The organism is uncultured Microbulbifer sp., assembly GCF_947504145.1.
In the GTDB taxonomy this organism is placed as follows: Bacteria; Pseudomonadota; Gammaproteobacteria; order Pseudomonadales; family Cellvibrionaceae; genus Microbulbifer.
The window spans coordinates 1,425,632-1,451,602 of the sequence record NZ_CANNGQ010000001.1; the positions used below are offsets into that span (position 1 = coordinate 1,425,632).

The 25,971-nt window shown below is 54.6% G+C and carries 12 protein-coding genes; 5 read left to right on the forward strand and 7 right to left on the reverse strand.

The window, feature by feature from the left end:
• Positions 1 to 36: 36 nt before the first annotated feature.
• Positions 37 to 1,341: an MFS transporter gene (locus Q1A74_RS06320; RefSeq protein WP_299593675.1), complete on the reverse strand. Its 1,305-nt coding sequence runs from the start codon at positions 1,339 to 1,341 to the stop codon at positions 37 to 39.
• Positions 1,342 to 1,533: 192 nt separating this feature from the next.
• On the opposite strand from Q1A74_RS06320, the gene Q1A74_RS06325 reads away from it, so the two are divergent.
• Positions 1,534 to 3,345, forward strand: coding sequence for a carbohydrate-binding protein (locus Q1A74_RS06325; protein ID WP_299593678.1), 1,812 nt, complete (start codon positions 1,534 to 1,536; stop codon positions 3,343 to 3,345).
• Positions 3,346 to 3,508: 163 nt separating this feature from the next.
• Here the strand turns inward: Q1A74_RS06325 and Q1A74_RS06330 are convergent, their stop codons facing one another.
• The 4 genes from Q1A74_RS06330 to Q1A74_RS06345 all read right to left on the reverse strand — a co-directional run bounded on the left by Q1A74_RS06330 (position 3,509) and on the right by Q1A74_RS06345 (position 9,837).
• Entirely contained in the window at positions 3,509 to 5,971 is a 2,463-nt protein-coding gene (locus Q1A74_RS06330; RefSeq protein WP_299593682.1) for a hypothetical protein, read from the reverse strand.
• A 79-nt stretch (positions 5,972 to 6,050) separates the two neighbouring features.
• Positions 6,051 to 7,367 (reverse strand): phosphopyruvate hydratase, encoded by a 1,317-nt coding sequence (gene eno, locus Q1A74_RS06335; RefSeq protein WP_299593685.1) that lies wholly within the window; start codon positions 7,365 to 7,367, stop codon positions 6,051 to 6,053.
• Entirely contained in the window at positions 7,364 to 8,356 is a 993-nt protein-coding gene (locus Q1A74_RS06340; protein WP_299593688.1) for a phosphotransferase, read from the reverse strand. Before Q1A74_RS06340 ends, eno begins: the two co-directional genes overlap by 4 nt.
• 2 nt (positions 8,357 to 8,358) lie before the next feature.
• On the reverse strand, positions 8,359 to 9,837 hold the full coding sequence (locus Q1A74_RS06345; RefSeq protein WP_299593691.1) for an aldehyde dehydrogenase: 1,479 nt from the start codon (positions 9,835 to 9,837) through the stop codon (positions 8,359 to 8,361).
• Positions 9,838 to 10,128: 291 nt separating this feature from the next.
• Between Q1A74_RS06345 and Q1A74_RS06350 the strand changes: the two genes are divergently transcribed.
• Both Q1A74_RS06350 and Q1A74_RS06355 read left to right on the forward strand, forming a co-directional pair.
• Positions 10,129 to 12,558: an agarase gene (locus tag Q1A74_RS06350; RefSeq protein WP_299593694.1), complete on the forward strand. Its 2,430-nt coding sequence runs from the start codon at positions 10,129 to 10,131 to the stop codon at positions 12,556 to 12,558.
• Between the two features lie 435 nt (positions 12,559 to 12,993).
• Positions 12,994 to 17,091: a carbohydrate-binding protein gene (locus Q1A74_RS06355; RefSeq protein ID WP_299593697.1), complete on the forward strand. Its 4,098-nt coding sequence runs from the start codon at positions 12,994 to 12,996 to the stop codon at positions 17,089 to 17,091.
• 731 nt (positions 17,092 to 17,822) lie between these two features.
• Here the strand turns inward: Q1A74_RS06355 and Q1A74_RS06360 are convergent.
• The gene (locus Q1A74_RS06360) at positions 17,823 to 21,323 is read right to left on the reverse strand and encodes a TonB-dependent receptor (protein WP_299593700.1); all 3,501 of its coding nucleotides are present in this window, start codon (positions 21,321 to 21,323) and stop codon (positions 17,823 to 17,825) included.
• Between the two features lie 467 nt (positions 21,324 to 21,790).
• On the opposite strand from Q1A74_RS06360, the gene Q1A74_RS06365 reads away from it, so the two are divergent.
• The gene (locus Q1A74_RS06365) at positions 21,791 to 22,765 is read left to right on the forward strand and encodes a sugar kinase (protein ID WP_299593703.1); all 975 of its coding nucleotides are present in this window, start codon (positions 21,791 to 21,793) and stop codon (positions 22,763 to 22,765) included.
• Positions 22,766 to 22,789: 24 nt separating this feature from the next.
• Positions 22,790 to 25,174 carry an alkaline phosphatase D family protein gene (locus tag Q1A74_RS06370; RefSeq protein ID WP_299593706.1) on the forward strand — a complete coding sequence of 795 codons (2,385 nt, stop codon included), beginning with the start codon at positions 22,790 to 22,792 and terminating at the stop codon, positions 25,172 to 25,174.
• Positions 25,175 to 25,214: 40 nt separating this feature from the next.
• Here the strand turns inward: Q1A74_RS06370 and Q1A74_RS06375 are convergent, their stop codons facing one another.
• On the reverse strand, positions 25,215 to 25,964 hold the full coding sequence (locus tag Q1A74_RS06375; protein WP_299593709.1) for a SapC family protein: 750 nt from the start codon (positions 25,962 to 25,964) through the stop codon (positions 25,215 to 25,217).
• Positions 25,965 to 25,971: the final 7 nt, after the last annotated feature.

The window sequence follows — 25,971 nt, forward strand, 5'->3', positions numbered from 1 at the left end:
ACGTAAACACTTGAACGCTCGGCAGAAGATCCGGCGCTATGTCCGCTCAGCAGCCTGGCTCAAATCCGCTTGATCGGATTCCGCAGCGGGTATTTTGATCTCTTCCACCTTGCCCACCAGAAACACATATGAGCACAGGCCCACCAGGGCCAAGGTGCCGATAAGGGCCAGGGCCGGACGGAAATCACCATCCTGCACCAGAAAACCAATCGCTACCGGAATCACTACTGCGGAGAGCCCGCCGATAAAATTGAAGCAACCGCCGACCAGCCCCACCATATGGCGAGGGGCAATCAAAGATACAAATACCCAGTTGATGGAAGCCAAGCCATTGCCGAAAAATGCGAGGGACAGGAAGAAGGTAACCGCGGAGATAGACTCTACATAGTTGGCACCAATCACCGAACCGGAGAGCAGCAGCCCCAAGATCACCGGGGTTTTGCGCGCAAATTCATTGGAGTAGCCGCGCCGCACCAGCCAGTCTGACGTGAAGCCGGAGAGCAGCACGCCGAAGAATGCAGCAAGAAAGGGAATAGAGGCGAGCAGCCCGGTTTTGAGATCCCCCATACCGCGGTACTCGGCGAGATAGGTTGGGAACCAGGTCAGGAAAAATATCAGTGTGCTGCCAAGACAGAACTGCCCGATATAGATACCCCAGAGTTTGCGGCTGGAGAAGGCCAGACGGATATTGGCCCAGCTAACGGCCGCCGAGCGTTCGCCATCGTTGTTTACCGAAGACGTCTGATCCCGCTCCTGGCGTGTCACGTTGCCGTTGTCACTCCGCGGCTCACGATACAGCCAGTACCAGATCGCCGCCCACACGATGCCGATCACACCGGAGACAATAAACAGCCCGCGCCAGCCAAACCACTCCTGAATCAGCGCCAGTACCGGCATCAAAAATGCGAGACCAATAAACTGCCCGGAGGTGTATACCGCAATGGCACTAGCCCGCTCTTGCTGAGAGAACCATTGCGTAACGATCTTGTTGTTGGCGGGATAGGACGGCGCCTCGAAAAAACCGATCGCCATGCGGCACCCCACCATCGCCGCCAGAGAACTGACAAGTCCCTGCACAATGGTCGCCAGCGACCAGGCCACCAGAATGAAGGGATACAGGATCCGCACCTTCACCACATCCACAATCATCCCGCCGGGAATCTGCATGATGGAATAGGTCCAGGCGAAGGCAGAGAAGATAATCCCCATCTGTACGGATGTGAGGCTCAGATCCTCAGAAATCGCATTGGCCGCCACCGAGATATTGGTGCGGTCCATATAGTTGATCACCACACTGATAAAAATCAGTGCCAGAACCCCGAATTTATTGGCTGCTTTCATACCGCTACTGCATCGTCGTTGTTATGTGTTCGCGCCGCGGCATTGAGTGCCTGGAAATGCGAACGAGTCCCCATTCCGTACCTGCGCAATCAATGGCCACTTCAAATTGTCAACAATTAACAGTAACCTAACCGCTCCGATATAACAATAACGTGCTCATCCAGTAGCGGATTGAGCGCAAGGAGCAAAGCGATGAAAACCACTCAGTGCGCCCTGGCGGCGCTCGTGTTTAGCACTCCCCTGATGGCCGCCGACTGGGACGGCATCCCGGTTCCCGCCGATGCGGGCCCCGGCAACACCTGGGAACTACACGCCCTGTCAGACGACTTCAACTACGCCGCCCCGGCCGTGGGCAAAAGCACCCCCTTTTTCGAGCGCTGGAGCGAAGGCTTCATCAACCCCTGGCTCGGCCCGGGTGAAACCGAGTACTACGGCCCAAACTCCTCCGTAGAAAGCGGCAACCTGGTCATCAAAGCCAGCCGCAAAGCCGGAACCACCAAGGTTCATGCCGGCGCTATCCACTCCAACGAAAGCGTCACCTACCCCCTGTATATGGAAGCGCGCGTTCAGATCACCAACCTCACCATGGCCAACGCCTTCTGGTTGCTGAGCTCTGATTCCACCCAGGAAATCGACGTACTGGAATCCTACGGCAGTGACCGCCCCAGCGAAGCGTGGTTCGACGAGCGCCTGCACCTCAGCCATCACGTGTTTATCCGCGAGCCCTTCCAGGACTACCAGCCCAAAGACGCCGGTAGCTGGTACCCCAATCCCAATGGCGGCACCTGGCGCAATCAGTGGATTCGAATCGGCACCTACTGGGTAGACCCCTGGACGCTGGAGTACTACGTAAACGGCGAGTATGTGCGGACCGTATCCGGGCCGGAAATGATTGACCCTTACGGCTACACCAACGGCACTGGCCTGGGCAAACCCATGCAGGTCATCTTTGATGCGGAGCATCAACCATGGCGGGATGCACAGGGCACAGCACCGCCCACCGATGCAGAACTGGCAGACCCCAGCCGCAACAAGTTCCTGGTGGACTGGGTGCGCTTCTACAAGCCTGTTGCCGACACCAATGGCGGCGGTGAACCAGGAGACGGCGGCGAACCCGGTGATGGCGGCAATCCCGGTACTGGCAATGGCGATGCCATCACCATGGAACTCGGCAACTTTTCAGCCACCGGCAAAGAAGGTGCCGCCGTTGCAGGGGACACCATTAGCGGCTTCAATCGCAACGGCGACAACATCAACTACAACACCCTCGGAGACTGGGGTGACTACACCGTGAACTTTGCCGAAGCCGGCAATTACACCGTGGAACTGGTAGCCGCCTCACCAACCGCGTCCGGTATTGGCGCAGACATTCAGGTGGATGGCAGCTATGTGGGCACCATTCCCATGAGCGGCACCGGTGCCTGGGAGCTGTACAGCACTTTCAGCCTGCCAAGCACGGTATATATCGCCTCTTCTGGCAACCACACCATTCGCGTGCAGAGCTCCGGCGGCAGCGCCTGGCAGTGGAACGGCGACGAGATCCGCTTAACAAAAACCGATGACGACACCACCACGCCTCCGCCCGGCACGGGCGCGAGCATTACCGTAGAAGCAGAAAACTTCGTCACCGTTGGAGGCACCTATGCCGATGGCCAGGCGCAGCCGATCAGCGTTTACACCACCAATGGCAACACCGCCATCAACTATGTAAACGCTGGCGACTTCGCCGACTACAGCGTGACCGTTGCGGAAGCAGGCACCTATGAGATCAGCTACCAGGCCGGCAGCGGCGTGACCGGTGGCAGTATCGAATTTCTGGTAAATGAAAACGGCAGCTGGAACAGCAAAACCGTTACCGCTGTACCGAACCAGGGATGGGATAATTTCCAGGCGCTGGATGGTGGCAGTGTTTATCTGGAAGCGGGTACTCATCAGGTTCGAGTACACGGTGCGGGAAGTAATGATTGGCAGTGGAACCTGGATAAGTTTAGCCTGACAAACTAACAGCAACCCTCAAGAAAAAGCCGGCTACAGGTAACTGCAGCCGGCTTTTTTGTATGGATCAAAAGGCTCTTAACCGTAACGAACACCACACGTTGCATTGTAATGAATGCACTGGAAGAGCAGCCCCAATAAATACCAATGGGACTGCCCACTCGGATGTTTACTATCGAGAGATAGTAACGATATTGCCTGTTGAAAAATCAACCTGAACAACGCGACTTCCTACGTGGTTCTGAACACCAATCACCTGCCCGGACTGCGTCATCTCAATATCGACAACGTGTTCGCTATCCAGAGCCTCACCCGTTGGATTAAGCCACGGCATTTTAGTGCAGGTACCTCCTTCCAGATCATACTGAACCAATCTGCCACTGGCAGAAACCCACAGTAAAGAACGCGCGGGGTCAAGGTAGATACTCTTGATACCTCCATACTGAAAATCGAAGGAGTCCACCTCTTCCCCACCGTTGCAGCTGTCAGCCAGCAACGTACTCTCACCAGAAACTTCATCAACCGCGAGTATGGAGCCATTTTCTTCTGATGCGATGTAGAGTAACCCGGTATCCGAATCAAGCTCTACATCTGCGGGAGATGCAATTACAGAGCTAGAGTACACCGACGACAAAACGTTTGTGGCGAGATCTACAGACAAGAGCGAATCACTCTGGGTTTCCGTTACAAGCAGTCGATTGTTTGCGGAATCCAAAGTAGCACCAGAAAACGAATAACTGCCGCCGCACCAAGCGGTTTCACTGGCGGGCGCTATGTGCGTGATTTCGCCACTTGCCAAGTCAACAGACCGAATAACATTGTAAAACACCGCGAAAATTCGTTCGTTTGCGGCATCCAGTACCAGATCCTGGGCGGTGTTGAAGCAACCTAGATCGAAGCGTGCCAGCACAGTTCTGTCACCCGTCGCGAGATCTATGCGAAACAGAACCTCATTGGAGTTGCCTCCGTCATCAAGCACATAGGCAACGCCGTTCGCCTCATCAAGCTCCATGGCATTTGCACCGGTCAGGTGCTTCCCACTTCCCACACTATTCGCCGCAAATTCAGTTCGCACACCGGTATCGACATCTACGGCATAGATATAGTCATAACCAAGATCCCCCACTAAAAGACGATTATTCGCTTCGTCGAGCCCTGAGGCATCAAACAAATTGGTGGTGAACAAAAGTTCATCATCATCCGAAAATTCGGCTCCCTGATCCCCCGTTGACAAGTTCACGGAGGTAATCCCATCAACACTGGCGAGATAAGCTGTGTCCTCTGCCGCATTGACTTGAATCGTCGTTCCAAAACTGGTTAAAGCAGTGACCGCCTCCAAGTCACTCCCCATGTAATCAACTTTACTCAGCGTGCCTTCGCTATAAACCAATATACCGTCGTCAACCAAACTCAAATCCGTATATTGAATCGTTTTTCCAGAATCGGTCTCACCATCCACCACAACAGTGAACTGGCTATCCGCAAAATCGTAGCGCAATATCAAATTTTTCGAAGCCACCGAATCACTGGCTGATATCGACCGCACTAACAGGAACAAGGATGTGCCATCGTCCGATACACGAGCGGCCTGGGGATAGGAAGAATCCCAAATAGCCGGGTCAAACCCGAGGTCATGCTCACCGAGAAGTTGCTTCTCCCCTGTCAGTAAAGACAAACTGAACACCTTTAACAGGTCATCTCGGTACACAATACTTGTGCATATAACCTCTTCCGGCAGGTTTCGGGTCGCCATTGCGTGGCAATAGTATTCATTACTTTCGAGTGCGACACTTTGATAGCTAGAATCGTCCAGCCCCATAGCAACAAGACGCTCCCCGGTAGTGATACCAATCAGTTTTCGATTGACCTCATCAATAATGAAACTGGTCGGAAATTCTCTACTGAGAACCTTGGCAGTATCCGCGACTGAATCGATATTGCCGAAATCATCCTCGGTCTCGACTTCCAGAGACGTATCTTCACCACTTGTGAGCGGGACTTCCACTTCCCATTCAACGGTGTCGCTGGCTGCTATCGTACCTGCGCTATCGTCTCCATCAATCGCATTTTCATGGAACTCATCAGGGGGCGAGAAATGTACTCCGAAGACGCTTTGAGCAGCCGGCTGAGCCGCTCTGGATAGGCTCGCCTCGATCCCGTTCACCCTTACGGACGTAATCTTGCCGGCATTATCAGCGGCAACACCACGAACGGTAATGGTAGAGGCACCTGTGCGCGATATGGACCAGGGAAATTGAATCGACGCGCCCGGAGCGCCGGTGTCCGAGTTTTCGGTTGCACTAAAGGTTGCCGTAACTTCACAGTCTGCACTAATCGCGTCGGTTGTATAAGTCAATCCGTCCAGTGTGCCATCACAACCTTCTACACCGCTCACTTGGTAGCCTGTATCGGCCACTATCGAGAACGATGTTTTCTCGCCGTTTTCCACCACAATACTGTCTGGCGATATTGAACCACCAATGCCAGCTGAAGCCGAAACTGTAAATTCAGTTATTGGTGCAGGATCGGGAACGGGGTCCGGCGTAACACTTCCTCCACCGCTGCCACCCCCGCCGCCACACGCACTCAAGGCGGCGCCCAAAATTATCCAGCTTATATGGCTAAATACCTTCATAGTAATCCCTTATATTCAACTTCACAGTTTCAGAACCGGCAAAGCACTGAAATTTTTTTATCGTTTTATCGAACGCACATTAATTGAAAATCGCCTGGTAAAGTGCCGCACCCACAAACCGCGCCCGGTTACCCAGGCTTCGCTCAATCCGCAGCACTTCATTCCACTTCACCATCCGCTCGCTGCGGGCAAAGGAACCTACTTTGAGCTGGCCCGCGTTGGTCGCAACGGCGAGATGGGCAATAAACGCATCTTCTGTTTCGCCGGAGCGTGCAGAGACTACGGGGAGCCAGCCGGCTTGTTGGGTCATTTCGATGGCGGCCATGGTTTCGGAGACGGTGCCGATCTGGTTGAGTTTGATCAGTACCGAATTGGCCAGTTGGCTGTCGATACCGTTCTGGATCCGCTCGATATTGGTGGTGAACAGGTCGTCGCCGATGACCTGCACGCGCTTGCCCACTTCTGCGGTAAAGCGCTTCCAGCTGTCGAAGTCAGTATCGGCGAAGGGATCTTCGATGGAGATGATGGGGTACTGGTCGCACCACAGGATCATCAGGTCGCAGAACTCGGAAGGAGAGTATGAGGTGCCGTCCTTTTTCAGGTGATAGCGCTCACCGTCAAACAGGTCGCTGGCGGCGATATCCAGGGAGATGGCGACATCTTTGCCCGCTTCGTAGCCTGCCAAACGTACCGCTTCCAGCAGGACCTCGAAGGGTTCTTCGTTGCTGTCGAACGCGGGCCACCAGCCGCCTTCGTCTGCGAGGCCGACGCTTTTTCCACGCGCCTTCATCACTTCCCCGGCGGCGTGGTAGATATTGAAGGTCATTTCCAGGGTTTCGTCGTAGGTTTTGGCACCTACCGCGATGATCAGGAAGTCCTGAATATCGATGGCCCAATCGGCGTGGGCGCCACCGCCGAGAATCTGGATTTCGCTCAGTGGCAACAGGGTGCCCTGCTCTTTGCCTCTTACCGCACTCAGGTACTCGTACAACGGTACACCGCGTGCGTTGGCGGCGGCGCGGGCGCAGGCCATGGAAACACCGAGGGTGGCGTTGGCGCCGAGGCGGGATTTGTTGGCGGTGCCGTCCAGCTCAACGAGCTTGCTGTCGATGGCTTTCTGGTCGGTGACCGGCATGCCCTTCAATGCGGGGGCGATTTCTTTCTGGATATTTTCAATGGCCTTAAATACAGACTTGCCGCGAAAGCGCGCTTTATCACCGTCGCGCAGCTCCAATGCTTCGAACTGGCCGGTGGAGGCCCCGCTCGGTACCAGGCCGGCACCGGTGATGCTGCTATCGAGGGTGACCTGCACTTCTACGGTAGGAAAACCGCGGGAGTCGTAAATCTGAAAGGCGTCAATACTCTGGATATTCATGGTTTTCTTACCGTTATTCATTCAGCGGTCAAAAGCTCCGTCCACTGGTGGACAAGTTGGTTGAGTGTTTTGGGGGAATCCGGGATTACGGCATAAGTAAAATCCCGTACGGTCTGCTGCTGGCTGCTGTCGAGGTATTCCACCGGCGATTTCCCATCCACCCGGGCGAGCATCAGCATTGGCAGCAGATGGCAAAGACGGGCTTCGAATTCGCTGTCGACAACCGAATCTGCGGCGGCGGTGTAGCTCTCCCACACCTTCCGGCCGAGGCCGAGTATCTGCGCGGCATTTTTCGGCCGGTGCAGCGCTTTTAGCAGGAAGTGATTCAGCAGAAAGGCGACATCGAATACCGGGTCGCCATACCAGGCGACTTCACAATCCAGTATCACCAGCCGGCCACTGCCTACCATCAGGTTTTTGGGGCTGTAGTCACCATGAATCAGGCAGGTACTGGTATCAGCAATCCGCTCTGCTTCTGTAGTGAAGTACGGATTGAGCTGCGAGTGCCGGCTACCGGTCTTCAGCAGGTAGGGCTCCAGGCGCAACTCGGTGAAGTCTTTGAGGGTGTCAAATTTATCCCGGGCAATCGCATCCCCGAGGGATCTACGATGAATGGTGCCGAGATAATCCCCGGCAAGTCGCGCGTACTGACGGTCGTATTCGCCGAGCAACAGGAGGGACTTCCAGTTTTCCAGGCCACCCTCAATCATCTCCATACAGAAAAAATACTTTTCCGTATCAGAGTAGTGAATGGCGGGTACAGATTCCGGCAGGAACTTACCAACGTAACGGAGGTATTCCTGTTCGGTAATGTTGCGTTTGATATCCGCAAACCAATCGTCTTTTACCTTGAGCTTATCCAGCGCGCGTTTCACTACGAAGCGCGACTGGCCGTCATCCACCAGCAGGATTTCACAAGAAACCCCGCCGGAGAGCGGGGTAAAAGTTGCATCCTGTGAGTGCAGAAGACCTTTGTCGATCAGGTAATTACATAAGGCTACCTGATCCACAATTATTCCTCTTCGGGTTCGGCGATCGACAGATTGCGGGTGTAGTCCAGCATGGTTTCACGGCTGTTTACACCGCCGCCCATACCACTGGCGCTGCAGGCGCCGTAGGGGAGTCCGTAGGCGAATACGTTGTGGGCATTGACCCAACTGTTGCCGGAAACCATTTTCTTGGCGATGGCAATGGCGCGGTCGTTATTACTGGTCCAAACGCTGTTGGCCAAACCATAATCCAGGCTGTTGACCTGACGCAGTGCGTCCGCATCGTCTTTAAACGTGGTGATATAGGCCACCGGGCCGAAGATTTCTTCGCGGAAGCAGATATTTTCTTCCGAGCCCATGAGCAGTGTGGGACTGACGTAATAACCCGAGCGCGCCGCATCGGAGATATTCGTGCCGCCATATACAACTTCCGCGCCCTGCTCTTGTCCTTGCTGAATATAATTATTCACGGTTTTCAGTTGGCGCTCACTGACCAGCGGCCCCATCTGACTATCTTCATGCATACCGGCTTTGATCAGCACCTTGTCCAGCTCGGCGTTTACCTTTTCGATAAAGTCCGAGGCCACACTTTCGTGCACGATCCAGCGGGTCGCCGTACAACAGACCTGCCCGGTATTCAGGGTGATGGCTCCGGCAAGGCCGGCCGCTGCCGCGCTGATATTGGCATCGTCGCAAATAATGGACGCGCCCTTTCCGCCAAGCTCGAGCTTTACAGGCTTCAGGTTCGCACCGCAGGCTTCGCCGATCAGGCGGCCAACGCGGGAAGAGCCGGTAAAGGAAACAAAGCGCACTTTCGGGTGACGGGTAAACACGGTGCCCACTTCCGGACCTTCGCCGGGCAGCACATTGATGACACCCGCAGGGAAGCCGGCTTCTTCCGCCAGTTTCGCGAGATACAGGGTAGAAAGCGGAGTGACCTCAGAGGGCTTGATCACCACGGTATTGCCTGCAGCAAGTGCCGGTGCGATACCCCACTGGCACAACGTCAGTGGGAAGTTCCAGGGGAAGATAAAGCCGACCACACCGTAAGGCAGTCGCACCATGCGCGCCTGCTTCATACCATCCAGGGCCAGCGGGGTTTCAAATTGTTCCTGCTCGCACAGATCGGCGAAATAACGCAGACACTCGATACCAAAGGGCACATCAAAACCGCGGGCGTTTTCCACGGGTTTGCCTACATCCAGTGCTTCCAGCTGTGAAAGCTCTTCCGCATCGCGCTCACACAGATCTGCCAGCTTGCGCAGCAGTGCGGCGCGCTCGGCGGGTGTGGTTTCTTGCCAGGACTGGAATGCGGTGTGTGCGGCTTCAATCGCCTGCTCGGCGTCGGTAGCGACGGCTTCGGCAATCGTTGCTAGTGAGGACTTGTCTGCAGGATTCTCCACCGGCATGGATTTACTGCCGGACACCCAGGCACCGTTGGAATAGAAAGGAACGGGGGACTGACCGAGGAATGCCCGGACTTTCGCGCTGGTTTCAATCATCACTTTACCCATTATTGTTGGTTATTGACTAAAGGTGGGACTGCACTAATCCAAACACTAACCCTTTTGTCAACAATCAACAACATAAAAGTTGGATCAGGCTCTAACCTTGCACGCACTGCTCCTCTATCTATATCGCCTGTTACAAAGCCCCATTAGGAACACTAACTGACACAAATGGCACGATTGTTCGAACCTAGATCAATTTTGTCAACAATTTACCATTTACAAGATGTTCGCTTCACCCCTAGTATTCAGGTCGATAAAAAATAAGACACTTGGAGAGAACGGATGAAGCCCCATTCCCTGCCCGCCCGCTTTGCCTTACTGACACTGACCGCAGCACTGGTTGCCTGTGGTGGCGGCAGCGGCGGTTCCAACAATAACCCGCCCCCTGAAGATGGCGGAGAAACGCAGCAGGACACACGGCCGGATGCGTTTTCATTCACTGGCGTTGCCGATGCAGAAATGGGTACGGCTTATACCTCCGGTGCGATTACGGTTTCCGGTATTAATACCGCAGCAAATATCAGTGTCAGTGGCGGTGAGTACTCGATTAATGAAGGGGCCTTCAGCAGCGACGCCGCTACTGTGGAGAATGGGGATAGCGTATCGGTTCGGGTAACCACCAGCACCGAATACAGCACCGCAGTCACCGCCTCACTCACCATTGGCGGCATCAGCGCGGATTACACCGTAACCACCAAAGCAGAGCCGATGGATCCTGAACCGCCGGCCGAGAGTGCCGTTAAAGTCGATTTCAATCTGAATATGCGCCACACCGTGGGCGGAGAATCAGAATTTGATCGCCGCAAATTTATTACCATGCACGCGTCGAACAAGGAAAATGAGTGGTTCGACTACACCACCGGACAGAACGCCCCCAACGAAGATCCGGACTTGATGACCAACTTCCTGGAAGGCTACGACGTCTATCTCGGGCGCGATACCGGTGACATGAAATGGCAACTGAGCCAATTGACGGAAGATGGCGCGCGCCCAGGCTTCATTGACGTTGCTTCGGCGGCTACCAACGCCGGCGGTGTTCGCTGGACTTACACCAAAAACGAAGATGATCGCTGGCAGCTTGCGCGGAAGCATGAGCACAGAGCCATCGATATGGTCGTGGGCGGCCAACAACACCCCTACTGGCCAAACGGCGACGACACCGGCATGGGCTGGTCCTTCTCAACCACAGATACCGAAGTTGAACCATTCGGCACTGCGGTCGGCCACTTCATGGCCAACTATCTTTACGAGTATTTCAACCGCGGTGAGAGCGACGAATACGGCCAACCCAAGCCGTTGTATCTGGAGGTGATGAACGAACCGCTGTACGAGCTGGTCGACTATCCGAAAGATGACAATACCGCGACCACACCAGAAGCCGTATTCAAGTTCCACAATGCAGTGGCCAATGAAGTCCGCGCATATCGCGACCAATGGGATTTGGCCTCCCACGACAACGTACAGATCGGTGGCTACACCGTCGCCTTCCCGGATTTTGAAAAGGATAATTTCAATCGCTGGGAAGAACGGGACAAATTGTTTATCGACATCGCCGGTGCAAACATGGATTTCCTGTCGGTACACTTCTATGACTTCCCTGCCTTCAACGGCACCCGCCAACTGCGCCGCGGTAGCAACATCGAAGCCACCTTCGACATGCTGGAACAATACAGCCTGATGGCCACCGGCGAGCGCATGCCATTTTTGGTATCCGAGATCGGTGCCACCGTGCACAGCATGATGAATGATCCCTGGTCTCCGGAGCGGGACGGCTACAAGCTGCGCGCCCTCAACGGCCTGACCATGAATATGCTGGAACGCCCAGACCAGATTCTGAAGTCCATTCCATTCGTTACCGTCAAGGCTGAATGGGGCCGCCAGTCCGAAACCATTCCCTACACCAATCGACTGATGCGCCAGAAAAAGGAAGCCAGCGGCGAGACCGGCAATGCCTGGGTTTACACGGAGTTCGTAAAATTCTATCAACTATGGTCTGACATAAAAGGCACACGTGTAGATAGCTGGGCCAGCGATCTGGACATTCAGGTAAACGCCTATGTCGATGGCAATACGGCGTTCTTGGTGCTGAACAATCTGGAGCAGGAAGATACCGCGCTGAATCTGGCAGCACTGGGGGTAGATGGAAACAGCCTGCAAAGCGCAACGATCAAAGCATTGCACTACGGCAACAATGGCAAGCCGGTGCTGGATATAAGTGACACGACAGAATTGCCGGAAGTCTACACACTGAAATCCGAAGGCACGACCATTCTTCAGCTGACCTATGCAGATGCAATTGCAATCGATGGCGATGCTACAGAAACCAAGTACTACGCCGACAAGTACAAGCAGGCTATCAGTGCCGATGCCAAACTGCAGTTCGCAATTAATGATGTAACGGTGGGCGGCAATGGCGAGGCGATACTGCGCCTGGGCGTTGGGCGCGATCACGGTAAATCCCTCACGCCAATGGTTACCATCAACGGTAATGCGGTCACAGTGCCGGAAGACTACCAGGGTTACGATCAGTACTACGACGGTAAAGGGCGCGCCCAGTATTTCGGTGTGCTCGAAGTTCCGGTCGATCTCAGCTTCTTGAGCGAAGACAACAACATTGAAATCGCGTTTGAGGACGACGGCGGCTTCGTGAGCACCGCAACCCTGCAAGTATTCAACACCACCGAAACCCTGGCGCGCGGTGCACGGGACTAACCAACCACCGGATTTCGGCCGGTTATTTCAACAAAACCGCCAGTATTCTTCCATTTCACAGGCCGGCACTCACTGCCGGCCTGCTTCTTTTATTCCCACTTGCTTCCCACTTGCTTCCCGTTTGCTTCCCGTTTGCCGGCGCGTTTGTAGAGACAGTTCTCATCCCCGAAAGAATCAGGGAAAAAAGCACGACAAACCAACACCCTCATATTGTCGATTGTTAACAGTTTATTGTTTAATAAATATGACGGCAGACATAACGCTAACAGCGCCGCACCCCAAAACCTGCATCAACAGGATGCACTCGCGGCAACTGCAGTCGATCTGGAGCCGCCGTCCAGGCGCTTCGCCAATCCGAGGTACCGGCAAGCGCCCGAGCGGTTCAAAAAATAATAACGACACCAGATGTACCGTGTCTAAATCTCGGAGCAAGCGATGAAACTCCCCTACCCCAGGCGCCCACTGGCGCTGGCACAGTCTGTGCTGGCCGCTGGTATCGCCTTCAGTACTGCCGCGACCGCTGCAGACTATCGAATTGAAGCGGAAGCCTTCAGCAGCGTGGGCGGCACCTACGCAGATGGCCAGCCTCAAAAAATCAGCACCTACTCAGTCAATGGCATTACCGCCATCAACTATGTGAACCGCGGCGACTACGCGGAGTATTCTTTACAGGTCGCGGAAGCAGGCACCTACAACCTCCAGTACCTGATCGGTACCAGTGTCGCCTCCGGCGCAGAGATCGATTTCCAGATCGGTAGCGGCAGCAGCTGGACTTCACTGGTCAAGAAAGCCGTTCCCGCCGGAAACTGGGATAATTTCCAGCCTCTGGATGCGGGTAATGTTGCGCTCCCATCGGGCACCGTGAACCTGCGCGTGGCGGGCTCCGGCAGCAACGACTGGCAGTGGAACCTGGATGCGCTGGAACTGACTCAGGTAACCACCGGTGGTGGTTCGAGCAGCTCCAGCAGTAGCGGTGGCAGCTCCAGTGGCGGTGGCAGCAGTGCGTTCACCGTGGAAGCGGAAAGCTTCACACAGGTTGGCGGCACCTACGCCGATGGCCAACCGCAGAAGATCAGCACCTACGCCGTTAACGGCGCGACGGCGATCAACTACGTCAACAAAGGTGACTACGCGGAATACACCATTTCTGTTCCGCAGGCGGGCAACTACGATCTTACCTACTTTGCCGGCACCGCCATTGACGGTGGCCGCATCGACTTCCAGCACAATAGCAGTGGTAGCTGGCAGACGCTGGCGCAAACCAGCGTGCCCAACAATGGCTGGGACAACTTCCAGACACTGACCGCTGGCAGCGTGTATTTGCCGGCTGGCACCCAGCAAATCCGTGTGTACGGTGGCGGCAGCAACGACTGGCAGTGGAACCTGGATCGCTTCGAACTGAGTTATAGCGGCGGCGGAGATTCCGGCTCCAGCGGCGGCTCCTCATCAAGCTCCTCCAGCTCTTCGTCGAGCTCCTCTTCATCGAGTTCATCCTCAAGCTCATCTAGTAGCTCCAGTTCATCTGGCGGCAGCAGCTCAAGTTCTTCCTCCAGTTCTTCGAGCTCCTCCTCAAGCTCCGGTGGCTCAAGCTCCGGTGGCAGCAGCCCCGGTAACGGTAGCCCGGTTTCCGGCACCTTCACCCTGCAAGCAGAAAGCGCGCATACCGTGGGTGGCGACATCGGTACCTACGCCATTAACGGCGGCACCGCCGTAAACTACTTCAACAGTAGCGACTACCTGGAATACAACCTGAGCCTGGATCAATCCGGTCTGTATCAGGCGAAGTTCTACGTGGGCACCGGCAACACCTCGGGTACCGCGGTTGGCCTGATGGCCACCGATCACGAAGGTGCGCTGGTGATTAAAAACACCACCAATGTCGTAAGCCAGGGTGACTGGGATGCGTTCTATCTGGCCAATGCGTCCAGCAGAATCAACCTGTTCGCCGGTGACACCACCATCCGCATTTACGGTGCCGGCAGTGAAGACTTCCAGTTCAATATCGACTATGCGATTTTTGAACGTGTCGGCGACGCCGATATGAACCTGGATGGTGACGGCGATGGCATCCCCGATGTCAGCGACCAGTGCCCGAGCACCGACCCCGCAGAAACCGCGAACAGCGTAGGCTGTGCACCTTCCCAGCTCGACACGGATGTTGATGGCATTACCGACAACCTCGACCAGTGCCCCACAACTGCACCGGGTGAGTTTGTAAACGCCGTAGGCTGTGCCAGTGCCGGTGGTGACGATGACGACTTTGACGGTGTACTGAACAGCGCCGACAACTGCGCCAACACCCCGTACGGTCAGAATGTCGACCCGTCTGGCTGTACCGGCTTTGCCGACAGCGACAGTGATGGTGTCGCCAACAGTGCAGACAACTGCCCATCGACCCCCGCTGGTGAATTTGCCAACGAGTCCGGCTGCTCCGCCTCACAGGTGGGCAATAGCCACAGTGCAACCGTAACGGTGAACGCGAATATCAAACACAGTGTCAACGGTGTTTCTGATTTCGGTCGTAACCGTCACATCACTGCGCACACCACCATCTACGAGCAGGACTGGAATGGTCATTCCGATATGCTCAACTACCTGGTCAACACCCTGGACGTAACACTGGGTCGCGACAACGGTACTGCCACCTGGAAATTCCAGGACACCAAAGAAGATCCAAGCAAAGCCAACTGGCCGGATATGGACTACATGGTGACGCGCGGTCAGGAGCTTCGTGAAAACTATGAAGCGAATCCCTTCTACAAGCGCTTCAGCGCGGAAAGCACCGAGCTGATTGCCGGTACCAACCCGCACCCGACCTACCCGACCCTGAGCTGGTACGACAACGGAAAGACCTGGCACGGCTGGCAGCCGATGGATATCGAAACCTCCGCAGCGTGGATGGGTCAATATCTGAAGCACTACTACGCCAACTCCAGCAACGGCAATGTGGGCGACCCCATGCCAAAATACTGGGAAGTGATTAACGAACCGGACATGGAAATGAAAACCGGTAAGTTCATGGTCACCAACCAGGAAGCGCTGTGGGAATACCACAATCTGGTTGCGCAGGAAATCCGCTCCAAACTCGGTAACGAAGCGCCGATGATTGGCGGCATGACCTGGGGTCAGCACGACTTCTACCGCCGCGATGGTATCTCCCGCTTCGGCGACGACAACTACGACCAGTGGATCACTGACGACGACCCGGCAACACAGGAAGCCGCACGGGCCTTTTTCCGCGATGCCATGAGTACTACCGTCGATGACACCCGCAGCCAAGACTGGTACCAGTGGGACGTAATGTGGAAAGGCTTTATGGATGCGGCCGGCCACAATATGGACTTCTACGCCGTGCACGTGTACGACTGGCCGGGCGTTGACAGCGACAACATGTCTGTCCTGCGCCGCAACGGTCACCTGCCCGCCATGCTGGACATGCTGGAATGGTACGACGTGTATCAAAACGGTGAAGCCAACCGCAAACCAATCGTGCTCTCCGAGTACGGTGCGGTACAGGGTGGCTGGGATTACCTGGTGCACAACAATCGCTACGAATCGGAAGTAATGAAGTCCTTCAACGCGATGTTCATGCAGATCTTGGATCGTCCGGATTACGTCATCAAGTCCATGCCGTTCACGCCGACCAAGCCTCTTTGGGGTTACAAGCCCTTCGGTTGTGGTTATGACGACGTACGTACCTGTACCGCGCCTTACCACTACGCCCTGATGAAAGAGTCTCAGCTGAACAACGACGATTGGCACTGGTCTGACTACATCCAGTTCTTCGAACTGTGGGCCGATGTAGACGGTACACGTGTAGACAGCGTATCCAGCGATGCAGACGTACAGGTGCAGTCCTACGTGGATGGCAATGAACTGTTCGTGATCATCAACAACCTGGAAACCGTCGCCACGACCATCGACCTGAACGTCGCCGGCCTTGGTGGTGCAGCGTTGCAGAACGTTGAATTACGCAACATGCGCTACGACAGCAGCAACGACACCGTTACCGACCGTCATCACATGCAGCAAGCACCGAGCTCGCTCACCCTTGAAGCCGATGGCACCGCGGTACTGCGCTACACCCTGGCAAACAACGTTGCCATCAACCAGTCCATGGATGAGAAGAAGTACTTCGGCAACAGCGTAAGCGGCGGCAGTGTACCGCACCGCATCGCGGTAAGCGGTGGCGCCAAGTCTCTGAGTATCAACAACGTCTCCGTACCGGCAGGCTATGCAGAAGCGCAACTGCGCCTCACTGTAGCGCTCTACCCGGATGAAGACGACAAGCCGGACAGCAACCTGGGTATTGTGTCACTGACCGTAAATGGTGGAGTGGTAGAAACCCCAGTTGACTGGCGTGGCCGCCGGCACAACAACGCCGAACGCTTCTTCAACACTCTGGAGATCCCCGTACCGGCAGAACTGCTACAAGCCAACAACACCATCAGTGTGGACTTCCGCCACGATGGTCAGCTAACCGTAGCAAACCTGGTGATTAAAGATTACAGCACAACGCCTGTGCGTAACTAAGTCAACTTACTGACTTATAATCCCAAACGAAAAACCCCGCCCTGGTTACAGGGCGGGGTTTTTTAGTATTCAAGTCAAGGGATTTGTCCGAAGGTTGATTGAGCGCTATTCGCAATGCGTTATTTGACGCTCTTCCCCAGTTTCCCGAGCTCCGCAAGAGCGACACGATGATCTGTATGATTTAGTGCACAGCGATTGAAGAAATCCTGAAAGCGCTCCAGATATTGTCGATTCCCCAGCACCAAAATAATACTCGGCATAAACGTAGGAGATCGCACGAAAGAAAAGTCTACCCTAAAGGTCCATGCCTAAAGTTCGATTATTAATGAGCACAGTCGAACTGTTTATACCAAGGCGAGAAGGCGCAGGAATGCAGGGCCTGATTCTAGCTTTCTAAACACAGTATTAGACGTTTTAGGGACGCAAACTGTCACATAACCTTCCATATCGACTAGCAGAGCTTTACCTCTGACTGAGTTGACCAAGACACCGTAGTCTTTGTACAAATAACGGGCTTTGACCATCACTGTGTCCTTACCAACCTCGACCGTATCCCATGCGATGTCTGCTCGCCTGTCCGATAGTGAACCTTCAACACGAAGTCATCCGGCTGCCACCACGCACATTGGAACTGTACCAGCAGTGAAATAACGCCCCATAATTGGCGCACATAAAAAAGCCGCGTCTGTTTCCAGACGCGGCAAGCAATGACAATCTATTGAAGAGAGGACTTAGAAGCGCGCTTGAACGCCCAAGCGGAACGCGCGACCGGTTTTATACTCGGTAACGGTACGCGCTGTGGTAGCGTCGCCGTCGAGAGGGTTCCCCTCGTCATAAGCTACAGATTCGCCAGCACCATTTACATCACCCAGATCCATAAAACGGCTGGTGAAGTAAGTACGAACTTCACTATCTGTCAGGTTTGTTGCCTGGAAGTAGATATCAAAGTTATCGCTCAGCGCGTATGTTGCAGAGAAGTCGAGGGTATTCCGGCCTTCCTGCCACAGAGCACCGTTATTCCAGCTACGCTGCGCCAGCTGATCCGAAGTGCCCTGATAAGCCAGGCGAAGCTGATGACCATTCTGCTCCCAGAACACAGTAGCGTTGTAGCTATGCTCAGGTGTGTAGGCAACCTGCAGTTCAGGCAGCGTTACGCTCGGATCCAGCGAGGAAACTTCCTGATCATAGGCACTATCCTGATAGGTGTAGTTAAACATGGTACCGAGACCGGAAAATACGCCCGGAAGCATGTCGTAAGTCTGGGTGTACTGGAATTCAGCACCGAGAATTTCCGCACCTTTACCATTTTTTATCTGTGTAGTCTGGAACTGGGCACAGAGCTGGCTCAAGTCATCAGAATAAACCCAGTCTTCCGCAAGCTCAGGGAAATTCAGGATCCGACGGGGCATACAGCCTTCCAAATCATCCGCTGTCTTGATCAGATTCGCAGCTTCATAGGGTTCACCATTTTCGTCCAAGCCGAGGTCACGCAGATCGTCGAGATAGGTGACGATGGTTTGAGATTCCTCGAAGTTCGTCATGTCTTTATAGAAAAGACCAGTGGCAAACATCGAATTTTCCGCAAAGTACCACTCAAACGACAGATCCAAGTTATTAGATTCCAGCGGATCCAATTTGGTGTTGGTCAGAGTTACAATATTTCCCGGTCGATCAAAACCACCCCATACGCTTTCGGTAACCTTGAAGCCGGGACGTAAGGAATCGATCTGTGGACGTGACATAGTCTTGGACAGCGCCAGTCGGCCTACCATTTCGTCGTTGATGACGTAATTCAGGTTCAGACTGGGGAGCAATACGTCATAGGTATGCTCGTCATCCACCGCGAATGCACGTCTACTCAAATCATCAGTCGGGAGCAGCTGCCCATTTTCATCGTATCGGCGCTCGCCGTAAATGTAGTACTGCTCAGTGGAGAGATCAGAGTGACGCCATAACCACCAGTTACTTGCAGCCTCACCAGAGACTGGGTCTATACGTTCTGCACGGGAATCATAACAAGCCCCCTGGTCTGGTAAAGGGGTATCATCTTCCTTAGTCGCAGTACCTTTGGTGTCATATCCTTGGCCATCGACACGTGACCAACGAACTTCTTCATCCCAGTTGGCACCATACCAGACAGGATCTGCACACGTCGGGAGTGATGAATCTCTGAGTTCTGCGAGCTTTATCGGATCAAAGGTTCGACCAAGGTTGTGCGGGTCGCTTTGAAAGTTCACACCGGAGTATCCGTTCGCAAATACATCAGTCTGCACGTAACGCAAACCAACATCACCACTCAGCTTTTCATCCAGGAAGGAAAAATCTGCTTTAATGTAGAACGCTTGATTATCAAGCTCCGCAAAGCGTGTTTCAGTATCGTCCGGAACAAAGTGGGCATCAGGATTTCCCTGTGCTACTTCAAAAGCTTTCTGTGCCGAAATTGTGGTCCAACCATCGGTAATATTGTTGCGGCCGAAACCCAGGGACTCCATAAAGTCATTGGCAGGGAATTCACCAGACTGGATTAAAGAACCGGAAATATCCTGGAGCCCGTTGATAGTAGCAATGCGTTGCCCTGTTTCAGGATCCACAATGACAACACCCTCTCCTACTGAGAAAAAAGCGCCGGTTTGATTATCAACAAACTTTTCACGATTCGAGAACTTTGCACCGAACTCCAGCTGGTGAACACCAGCGAAGTCAACATCCCAGTCTACATCAATGTAGGCGGATTTCTGAGTATCTTCGACTGCGCGAACAGTACGGGCAAGATAAGAAAGATGTTGAGACCCCAGGTCATCAGGGTTAAAGCCAGTGGTCGAATAGTTATCCCAAACAGCGCCGGTGTCAGGATACGGAGTTTCACCGTGGTCCACCTCGCCGGTTCCACCGATCAACTCACAAACGCCAGAGGTACAGTCGAAACCGACCGGTTCCAGATCCTCTGGAGTCGCATGCTGCAGCACCCATGCGTTGATATTTGCGTAGTTCTGCAAATTTACATACAGGGATTGATCAGGGATTTGTTCGGCACTGGAATAGCCGACACCACCTGAAACCACGATGGAGTCACCAATTTCCTGAGTAATGTCAAAAGAGGCAATCTTGTTTACGTTCGAAAATTTGTTTTCGGACTGAGAGATATCACCCAGAGCTGCCCGGTTTAGCATTTTGGTAAAGGTGCGAGTCTCGGTATCGTAAACGTGCCAATTTTCCTGTGGATCACTATATTCGGCAGGATCCAAGCCCATTCCTGGGGTAGAGACACCTTCAACCTTGTTCGCAAAGTCACCAATACGCGTTCGAATACTGTGGGTAGTCGCCTCAATATCCTGCTTGTTCCAGCTCAGGTTTGTGTTGATCTCTGTGGTATCTGTCGCCTGCCACTGCAGTGCAACGTTCACACCCTGGCGATCACGTTGATTTTCAGCCAACTCCAGGTTCGAGAAAGATGGAACAATGCCCGTGACATCGTTTACGACATTGCCATTTTGATCTTTGGCAATGCGAGACGTGTAAGAAGTGAAGCTCTCTGCACGATATTGGTCTTTACGCCCCCCGTCGGCCTCGTCAAATGCTGTAACCAGCACGCCGAGGGTGTCATCAAAAAACTTACCAGTGTAAGTCTGGGAAATTTTGTGACCCTGATCGTCCGCGAGATCGTTGTAGCGACCTTGTGCATTGATATTCAGGCCTTCACTAACTTCTAATGGTTTGGCAGAAACCAGATTGATATTTGCACCCAGGGAACCCTCATCGTGGTCCGCACTTGGCGTCTTCACAACTTCGATTTTGGAGAGAATATCCGCAGAGTATGCGGACAGATCCACCGCCTGGCTGAAATCAGTCGCCCCCAACTGAACGCCATTCAAACTGATGTTGTTCTGCTGCGCATTCGCACCGCGTACTGTAATGGTAGTGCCTTCACCATCTGAAGTCTGCATGGAAACACCAGTCACGCGTGACAGGGCTTCGGCGATGTTCTGGTCGGTGGTTTTGCCGATGTCTTCGGCGTTGATGGTGTCTTTGATGTTGCCGCCGTAGCGTTTGTCATCAATGGACTTTTCGATACTGGCACGAATACCGGTCACCTGAACTTCTTCAAGCGCCTCGTATTGGCTTTGGTCTTCAGTTTCATCTTCCTGCGCAAATGCCTGGCCGCTACAAACGGACAGTACGGCAACTGACAGTGCAGACATACGGAAGCGATTACGTACAGTGGACGTAGACATGGCTAACTCTCTCCATCGGATCGCATTTTTATTATCAATTCGGCATTCACCGGATACCGCTAGTGGCGCCGCCCCTAGATTCGAAAGAAGACCCATTTATTGAGTTTTCGGGTTTCTTCCATCGATGACTTAATCATCCATCAACCCCGGAAACCATGTCAACTGTTGATTGTTAACAATTTAAATCCGTTGTTTAATGCTGCCGAAAGGGGCGACAGCTGCACATTCGCGGCAATCCGAGTCGCGATCTCATAACTTATTGTTTTTAAATAATTTTTTAACGCCTTCTTGAGATTCCTACAGGGCGTTGTTGACAATTTACAAGGTCGCTCACGGGGAGTAAAGAACTACTAACCAACCCGCAAGCGCCCTACGGAGCCACAACTAGACAAAACTGCCATTACTCCATTTACTGGCACGAATTGTCCCATGTGGCGTATAGAAGGCAATTGATAAAGGTGACTGCAATGACAGATCTGGTAATTCTCGGGGAAAGCATGGTGGAGTTCAGCCAGATTGACCCCGGGTTGTTCCAGCAGTCTTACGCGGGGGATGTGCACAGCGTGGCGGTGTACTTCAAGCGACTGGCTGGTTCGAAAAGCCGCAGCCGGCTGATGACCGCTGTTGGCCACGACGGCGCCAGCAACGGGCTGATCACCGCGCTGGAACAAGAAGACGTCGATACCTCCCTGGTATTCCGTCACCCCAGCCGTCAGTTGGGCCTGTATATGGTGAACAACGACGCGAGCGGGGAGCGCAGTTTCAGTTACTGGCGCTCGGATTCTGCGGCGCGCGAGGTGATGCCGCTATTTCGGGAGGCGACACAGGTAGTGGGCGATGGCGGGTATCAGCCCTGTGGTCTGGCACCACGACCAGACATGTTCTTCTTTAGCGGTATATCCCTTGCGGTATTGAACCCGGAAACCCGCCCGGCGTTCTGGGACTTTCTGGAAGCTCAGCACAACGCTGGTACCCGCATCGTGTTTGACCCCAATTACCGCCCCAAACTCTGGCGTTCGACCAAAGAGACCCGCGCTGAATACGCGCGCGCGTTCGAATACGCCCACCTTGCCCTCCCCGGTATCGAAGACCTGCAGGTACTGTACGGGGTAAACGACTTCACCGATGCCTGCGATTTCCTGGAAAGGTTTGATATCGAGGAGCTGGTCATCAAGGACGGCCCCAACGGTGTCTGCTACCGGGGACCGCGGGAGCACTTTGTGGAGCCGATAACCCCGGTGGAGCGTGTGGTGGATACCACGGCTGCAGGAGACTCCTTTAATGGTGCCTACCTGGCATACCGCAGCCAGGGGCTGAGCCCAAAAGCGGCCATCGCCCGTGCGGCAAAAATCTCAGCCCTGGTGATTCAGCACAAGGGTGCCCTGATACAACCGGATATTTTCCAGCAAGCGTTGATAAAACTCGAACCTGTAGAACAATAAATACCGCGATAGTGGAGTACCCCTATGAAAAGAAGAAGTTTCCTGAAACTCGGCTCCGGTGCAGCCTTGGCACCGGCCATCTCCCCTTCCCTTGCCGTGGCCATGGCTGCAGCACGGCCCAAGCTGGTAGAAACCCAGCCCCTGGGCGCCCTGCCACAAGGCGCGCAACACTGGCTCGGCGGTCACCTCTGGGGCAACCGCTTGCAGGACTGGCAGTGCCGCGACGGGCGCCTGGAGTGCCTGCAGGGAGACAAAACCTTTGAAGTGCGCACCGCGTCCATCCTGACCCGCGAGCTGGACAATACTCACCAGCCCGGCCGAATTCGCGCCCGGGTCGGCCTGCTTGCGCGAGAAGCAAAAGGCTATTGTGGTTTTCTGCTGGGCGTCGGTGCCGGTGCCCTGGACTATCGCGGTGCCGCCCTGGCACAGCGCGCCGGCGGTACCAACGGCGGCTTTATGGCGGTACTGGATGAGAGCGGCAACCTCGGCTTCCGCGACTTTTCCGATCAGGACCACAGCATGGCGTTTACCCGGCTGGAGCGGGAAGGCAGTGTCAGCATCGCTGAAGTCGGCCAGCGGGAAATCCTGCTGGACTGCCATATCGACCCGGTCAAAAACGGCCGCTTTGATGTGCGACTGGTGGCCAGCGATGCACACAGTGGCGAGGAGTTCGGTTTTGCGGTGCGCAACGATGTGCCGGCGGAACAACTGACCGGCGGTATCATGCTGGTCTCATCCCCGCCCACCAATGCCGCCGGTGCGCGCTGGTGGTTTACCGATATAGAAACCGGTGGCGACAAGATCGCGCGCCATCCGGACCGTGCACTCGGCCAGGTAATGGGCTGCATGCACAGTCTGAACTGCAGCGGCGAACAGGCGGTGATGAAACTTTCCGCCCAGTTTATGCCAATCAACCTCGAGGCCACGCCCAGTGCGGTGCTGGAATACCGCACGGTGGGCCAGAAGCAATGGCAGACCGGTGCCGAGCGCCCGATCGAAGATGGCTATGTAGCGGCCTTCCGTATTGCCGGGTGGGACGCGGGTAAAGATCACGAGTACCGGGTGCGCTTCGCCAACCAGGGCACCGCACTGTATTCCGGTACCATTGCCCAAGACCCGGGCCAATCTCGCTCACTCAAAATCGCGCTCTACTCCTGCATTATTCCTACCGCAAAAAGCCTGGATGAGGCGGACTACAAAAAGCTGATTCCGGAGGAGCGCATTCTCGGCCGCTACACGGAGGACAGTATTTTCTTCCCGCACAACACCCTGGTCTCCCATTGCGATACGCACCAACCGGACCTGTATGTATTTGCCGGAGACCAGTACTACGAAACCTACCCTACCCGCTATGGCCGCGATACACCCCAGGCCAAGCTGGATACCCTGTACCGCTGGTACCTGTGGTACTGGACCTTCCGCGACTCCGTGCGCAACCGCCCGTCCATCGTGCTGGTGGATGATCACGATGTGCTGCAGGGCAACCTGTGGGGCAATAAAGGCGATGGCACCGGTGGGCCCCGGGAGGAAGATGGTGGCTTCAAGCACGATATCGATCTGGTGAAGATGGTCTATCGCGTACAGAGCAGTCACACACCCGACGCCTACGATCCCACACCCATCCGCCACGGCATCCCCGTCACCTATGCACACTTTGTCTACGGCGGCACCAGCTTTGCGATGGTGGAAGACCGCAAGTTTAAATCCGCACCGGATTACGAGGCGGACCGGCTGACGGTAAAAGGCGATTTACTCGGGAGCCGCCAGGAACAATTCCTGCGGGACTGGGCGAGTATGGATCCGGGAATGCCAAAAATCTGCCTCACCGCGTCTATCTGGGGTTCGCCGCAGACGAACGAAGCAGGCAAAGGACTGGTCGACTACGACGCGAATTGCTATCCGCCGGATGGCCGCTGCCGCGCGGTGAAATTATTGGAAGATGCGAAGGCGTTGGTGCTTGCCGGTGATCAGCACCTGGGCCTGGTGGCGCGACAGTACAGTGGTGCCTTCCCTGTGGGAGACGAGAACGCAGGAGCGCTATTCTTTTCCGGGCCGGCTTCCGCGGCCTTCTGGCAGCGCTGGTTTGAAGGGTTTGGCAAGCTGGAAAACCAATACGGGGATGACCCCAATACCGGCAATTTCACTGACCCGTTCGGCAACAATATGCGGGTACTGGCCACGGCAAACCCGAAGATTACCCATGCGGAATTCAGCGATGACAACACCACCTGGGGCAAGTTTGTTTCTGACCGGGCGCTGAAAAGTGAGGGATACGGGATTGCGGTGGTGGATCACAAGGAAGGGCAGTACCAGCTGGAATGCTGGCCCTGGGATGCCAACCCGGACAGTGACCGGCAGTTTGCGGGGTGGCCGCAACTGCACCCCATAGAGTCACTGAAACACAGTTGATCCAATCAAATAGCGCGGCCTCGGCCGCGCTATTTGATTCTTATCTCTGATTTTTTCGCTGAATCAATTGACGTACTTGCCCCATAGAGGCCCCCAGCCAATACGCCGCATGCAAGTAGCCATGCTGATGCATGTGCATCAGTTTATCGGCATCCAGCTTCTGCAGCTTTTCCTCATTGACTGTGTAGAGCCCTTCGTACCGCTTCTGCTCACCACTGGCAAACTGTACGTTGATATGGGCAGGCTCAATCAGGTCATTGTCTGCCAGTGTTTTGAGGAAGGCAGTGGTGGATTCCATACCGGCCATCAACTGTCCCAACAGGTCGTTCACCTGTTGCATAAACTGCGTGTTGTTGCCTTCGTCGTCAAACAAACGCTCACCTTCCCCCCCCTCTTGCCGCACACGACTACTGCTGAGATCCAGTGTGATCAGCGCGCCCTTGTCTTCACCGGGGCCGGCCTGAGGGTTGCGATAGCCCACCATAAAGGGCTGACGGCGCATATGCATGGGGATGTACTGGGCGTCCCAATTCTCACCCTGCAGGTAGAGGTTTTCACCGGGCTCGAAGCCGAGCAGCGCGCAAAGTGAAAACTGCCCGTTGTTCGGGTCTTTGGTGATACAGACCGGATATTCGAGGACCAGGTTGCGCAGTTCATTGGCCACTACGGGTACCAGGTGGGTGGCTTCGCCGTATTCGGCACCGCGTTTGGTAACCACGGTGAGATTGCGGTGGCTTTCATTGTTGAGGGCAACGACGTTACTGTTTTGTGGGTTCGCTTGGGCGCTCATGGTATTT

Coding starts and splice junctions, on each gene's coding strand:
- Q1A74_RS06320 (WP_299593675.1), bottom strand. CDS start 1,341: ATGAAAGCAGCCAATAAATTCGGGGTTCTGGCACTGATTTTTATCAGT.
- Q1A74_RS06325 (WP_299593678.1), top strand. CDS start 1,534: ATGAAAACCACTCAGTGCGCCCTGGCGGCGCTCGTGTTTAGCACTCCC.
- Q1A74_RS06330 (WP_299593682.1), bottom strand. CDS start 5,971: ATGAAGGTATTTAGCCATATAAGCTGGATAATTTTGGGCGCCGCCTTG.
- eno (WP_299593685.1), bottom strand. CDS start 7,367: ATGAATAACGGTAAGAAAACCATGAATATCCAGAGTATTGACGCCTTT.
- Q1A74_RS06345 (WP_299593691.1), bottom strand. CDS start 9,837: ATGATTGAAACCAGCGCGAAAGTCCGGGCATTCCTCGGTCAGTCCCCC.
- Q1A74_RS06350 (WP_299593694.1), top strand. CDS start 10,129: ATGAAGCCCCATTCCCTGCCCGCCCGCTTTGCCTTACTGACACTGACC.
- Q1A74_RS06355 (WP_299593697.1), top strand. CDS start 12,994: ATGAAACTCCCCTACCCCAGGCGCCCACTGGCGCTGGCACAGTCTGTG.
- Q1A74_RS06360 (WP_299593700.1), bottom strand. CDS start 21,323: ATGTCTACGTCCACTGTACGTAATCGCTTCCGTATGTCTGCACTGTCA.
- Q1A74_RS06365 (WP_299593703.1), top strand. CDS start 21,791: ATGACAGATCTGGTAATTCTCGGGGAAAGCATGGTGGAGTTCAGCCAG.
- Q1A74_RS06370 (WP_299593706.1), top strand. CDS start 22,790: ATGAAAAGAAGAAGTTTCCTGAAACTCGGCTCCGGTGCAGCCTTGGCA.
- Q1A74_RS06375 (WP_299593709.1), bottom strand. CDS start 25,964: ATGAGCGCCCAAGCGAACCCACAAAACAGTAACGTCGTTGCCCTCAAC.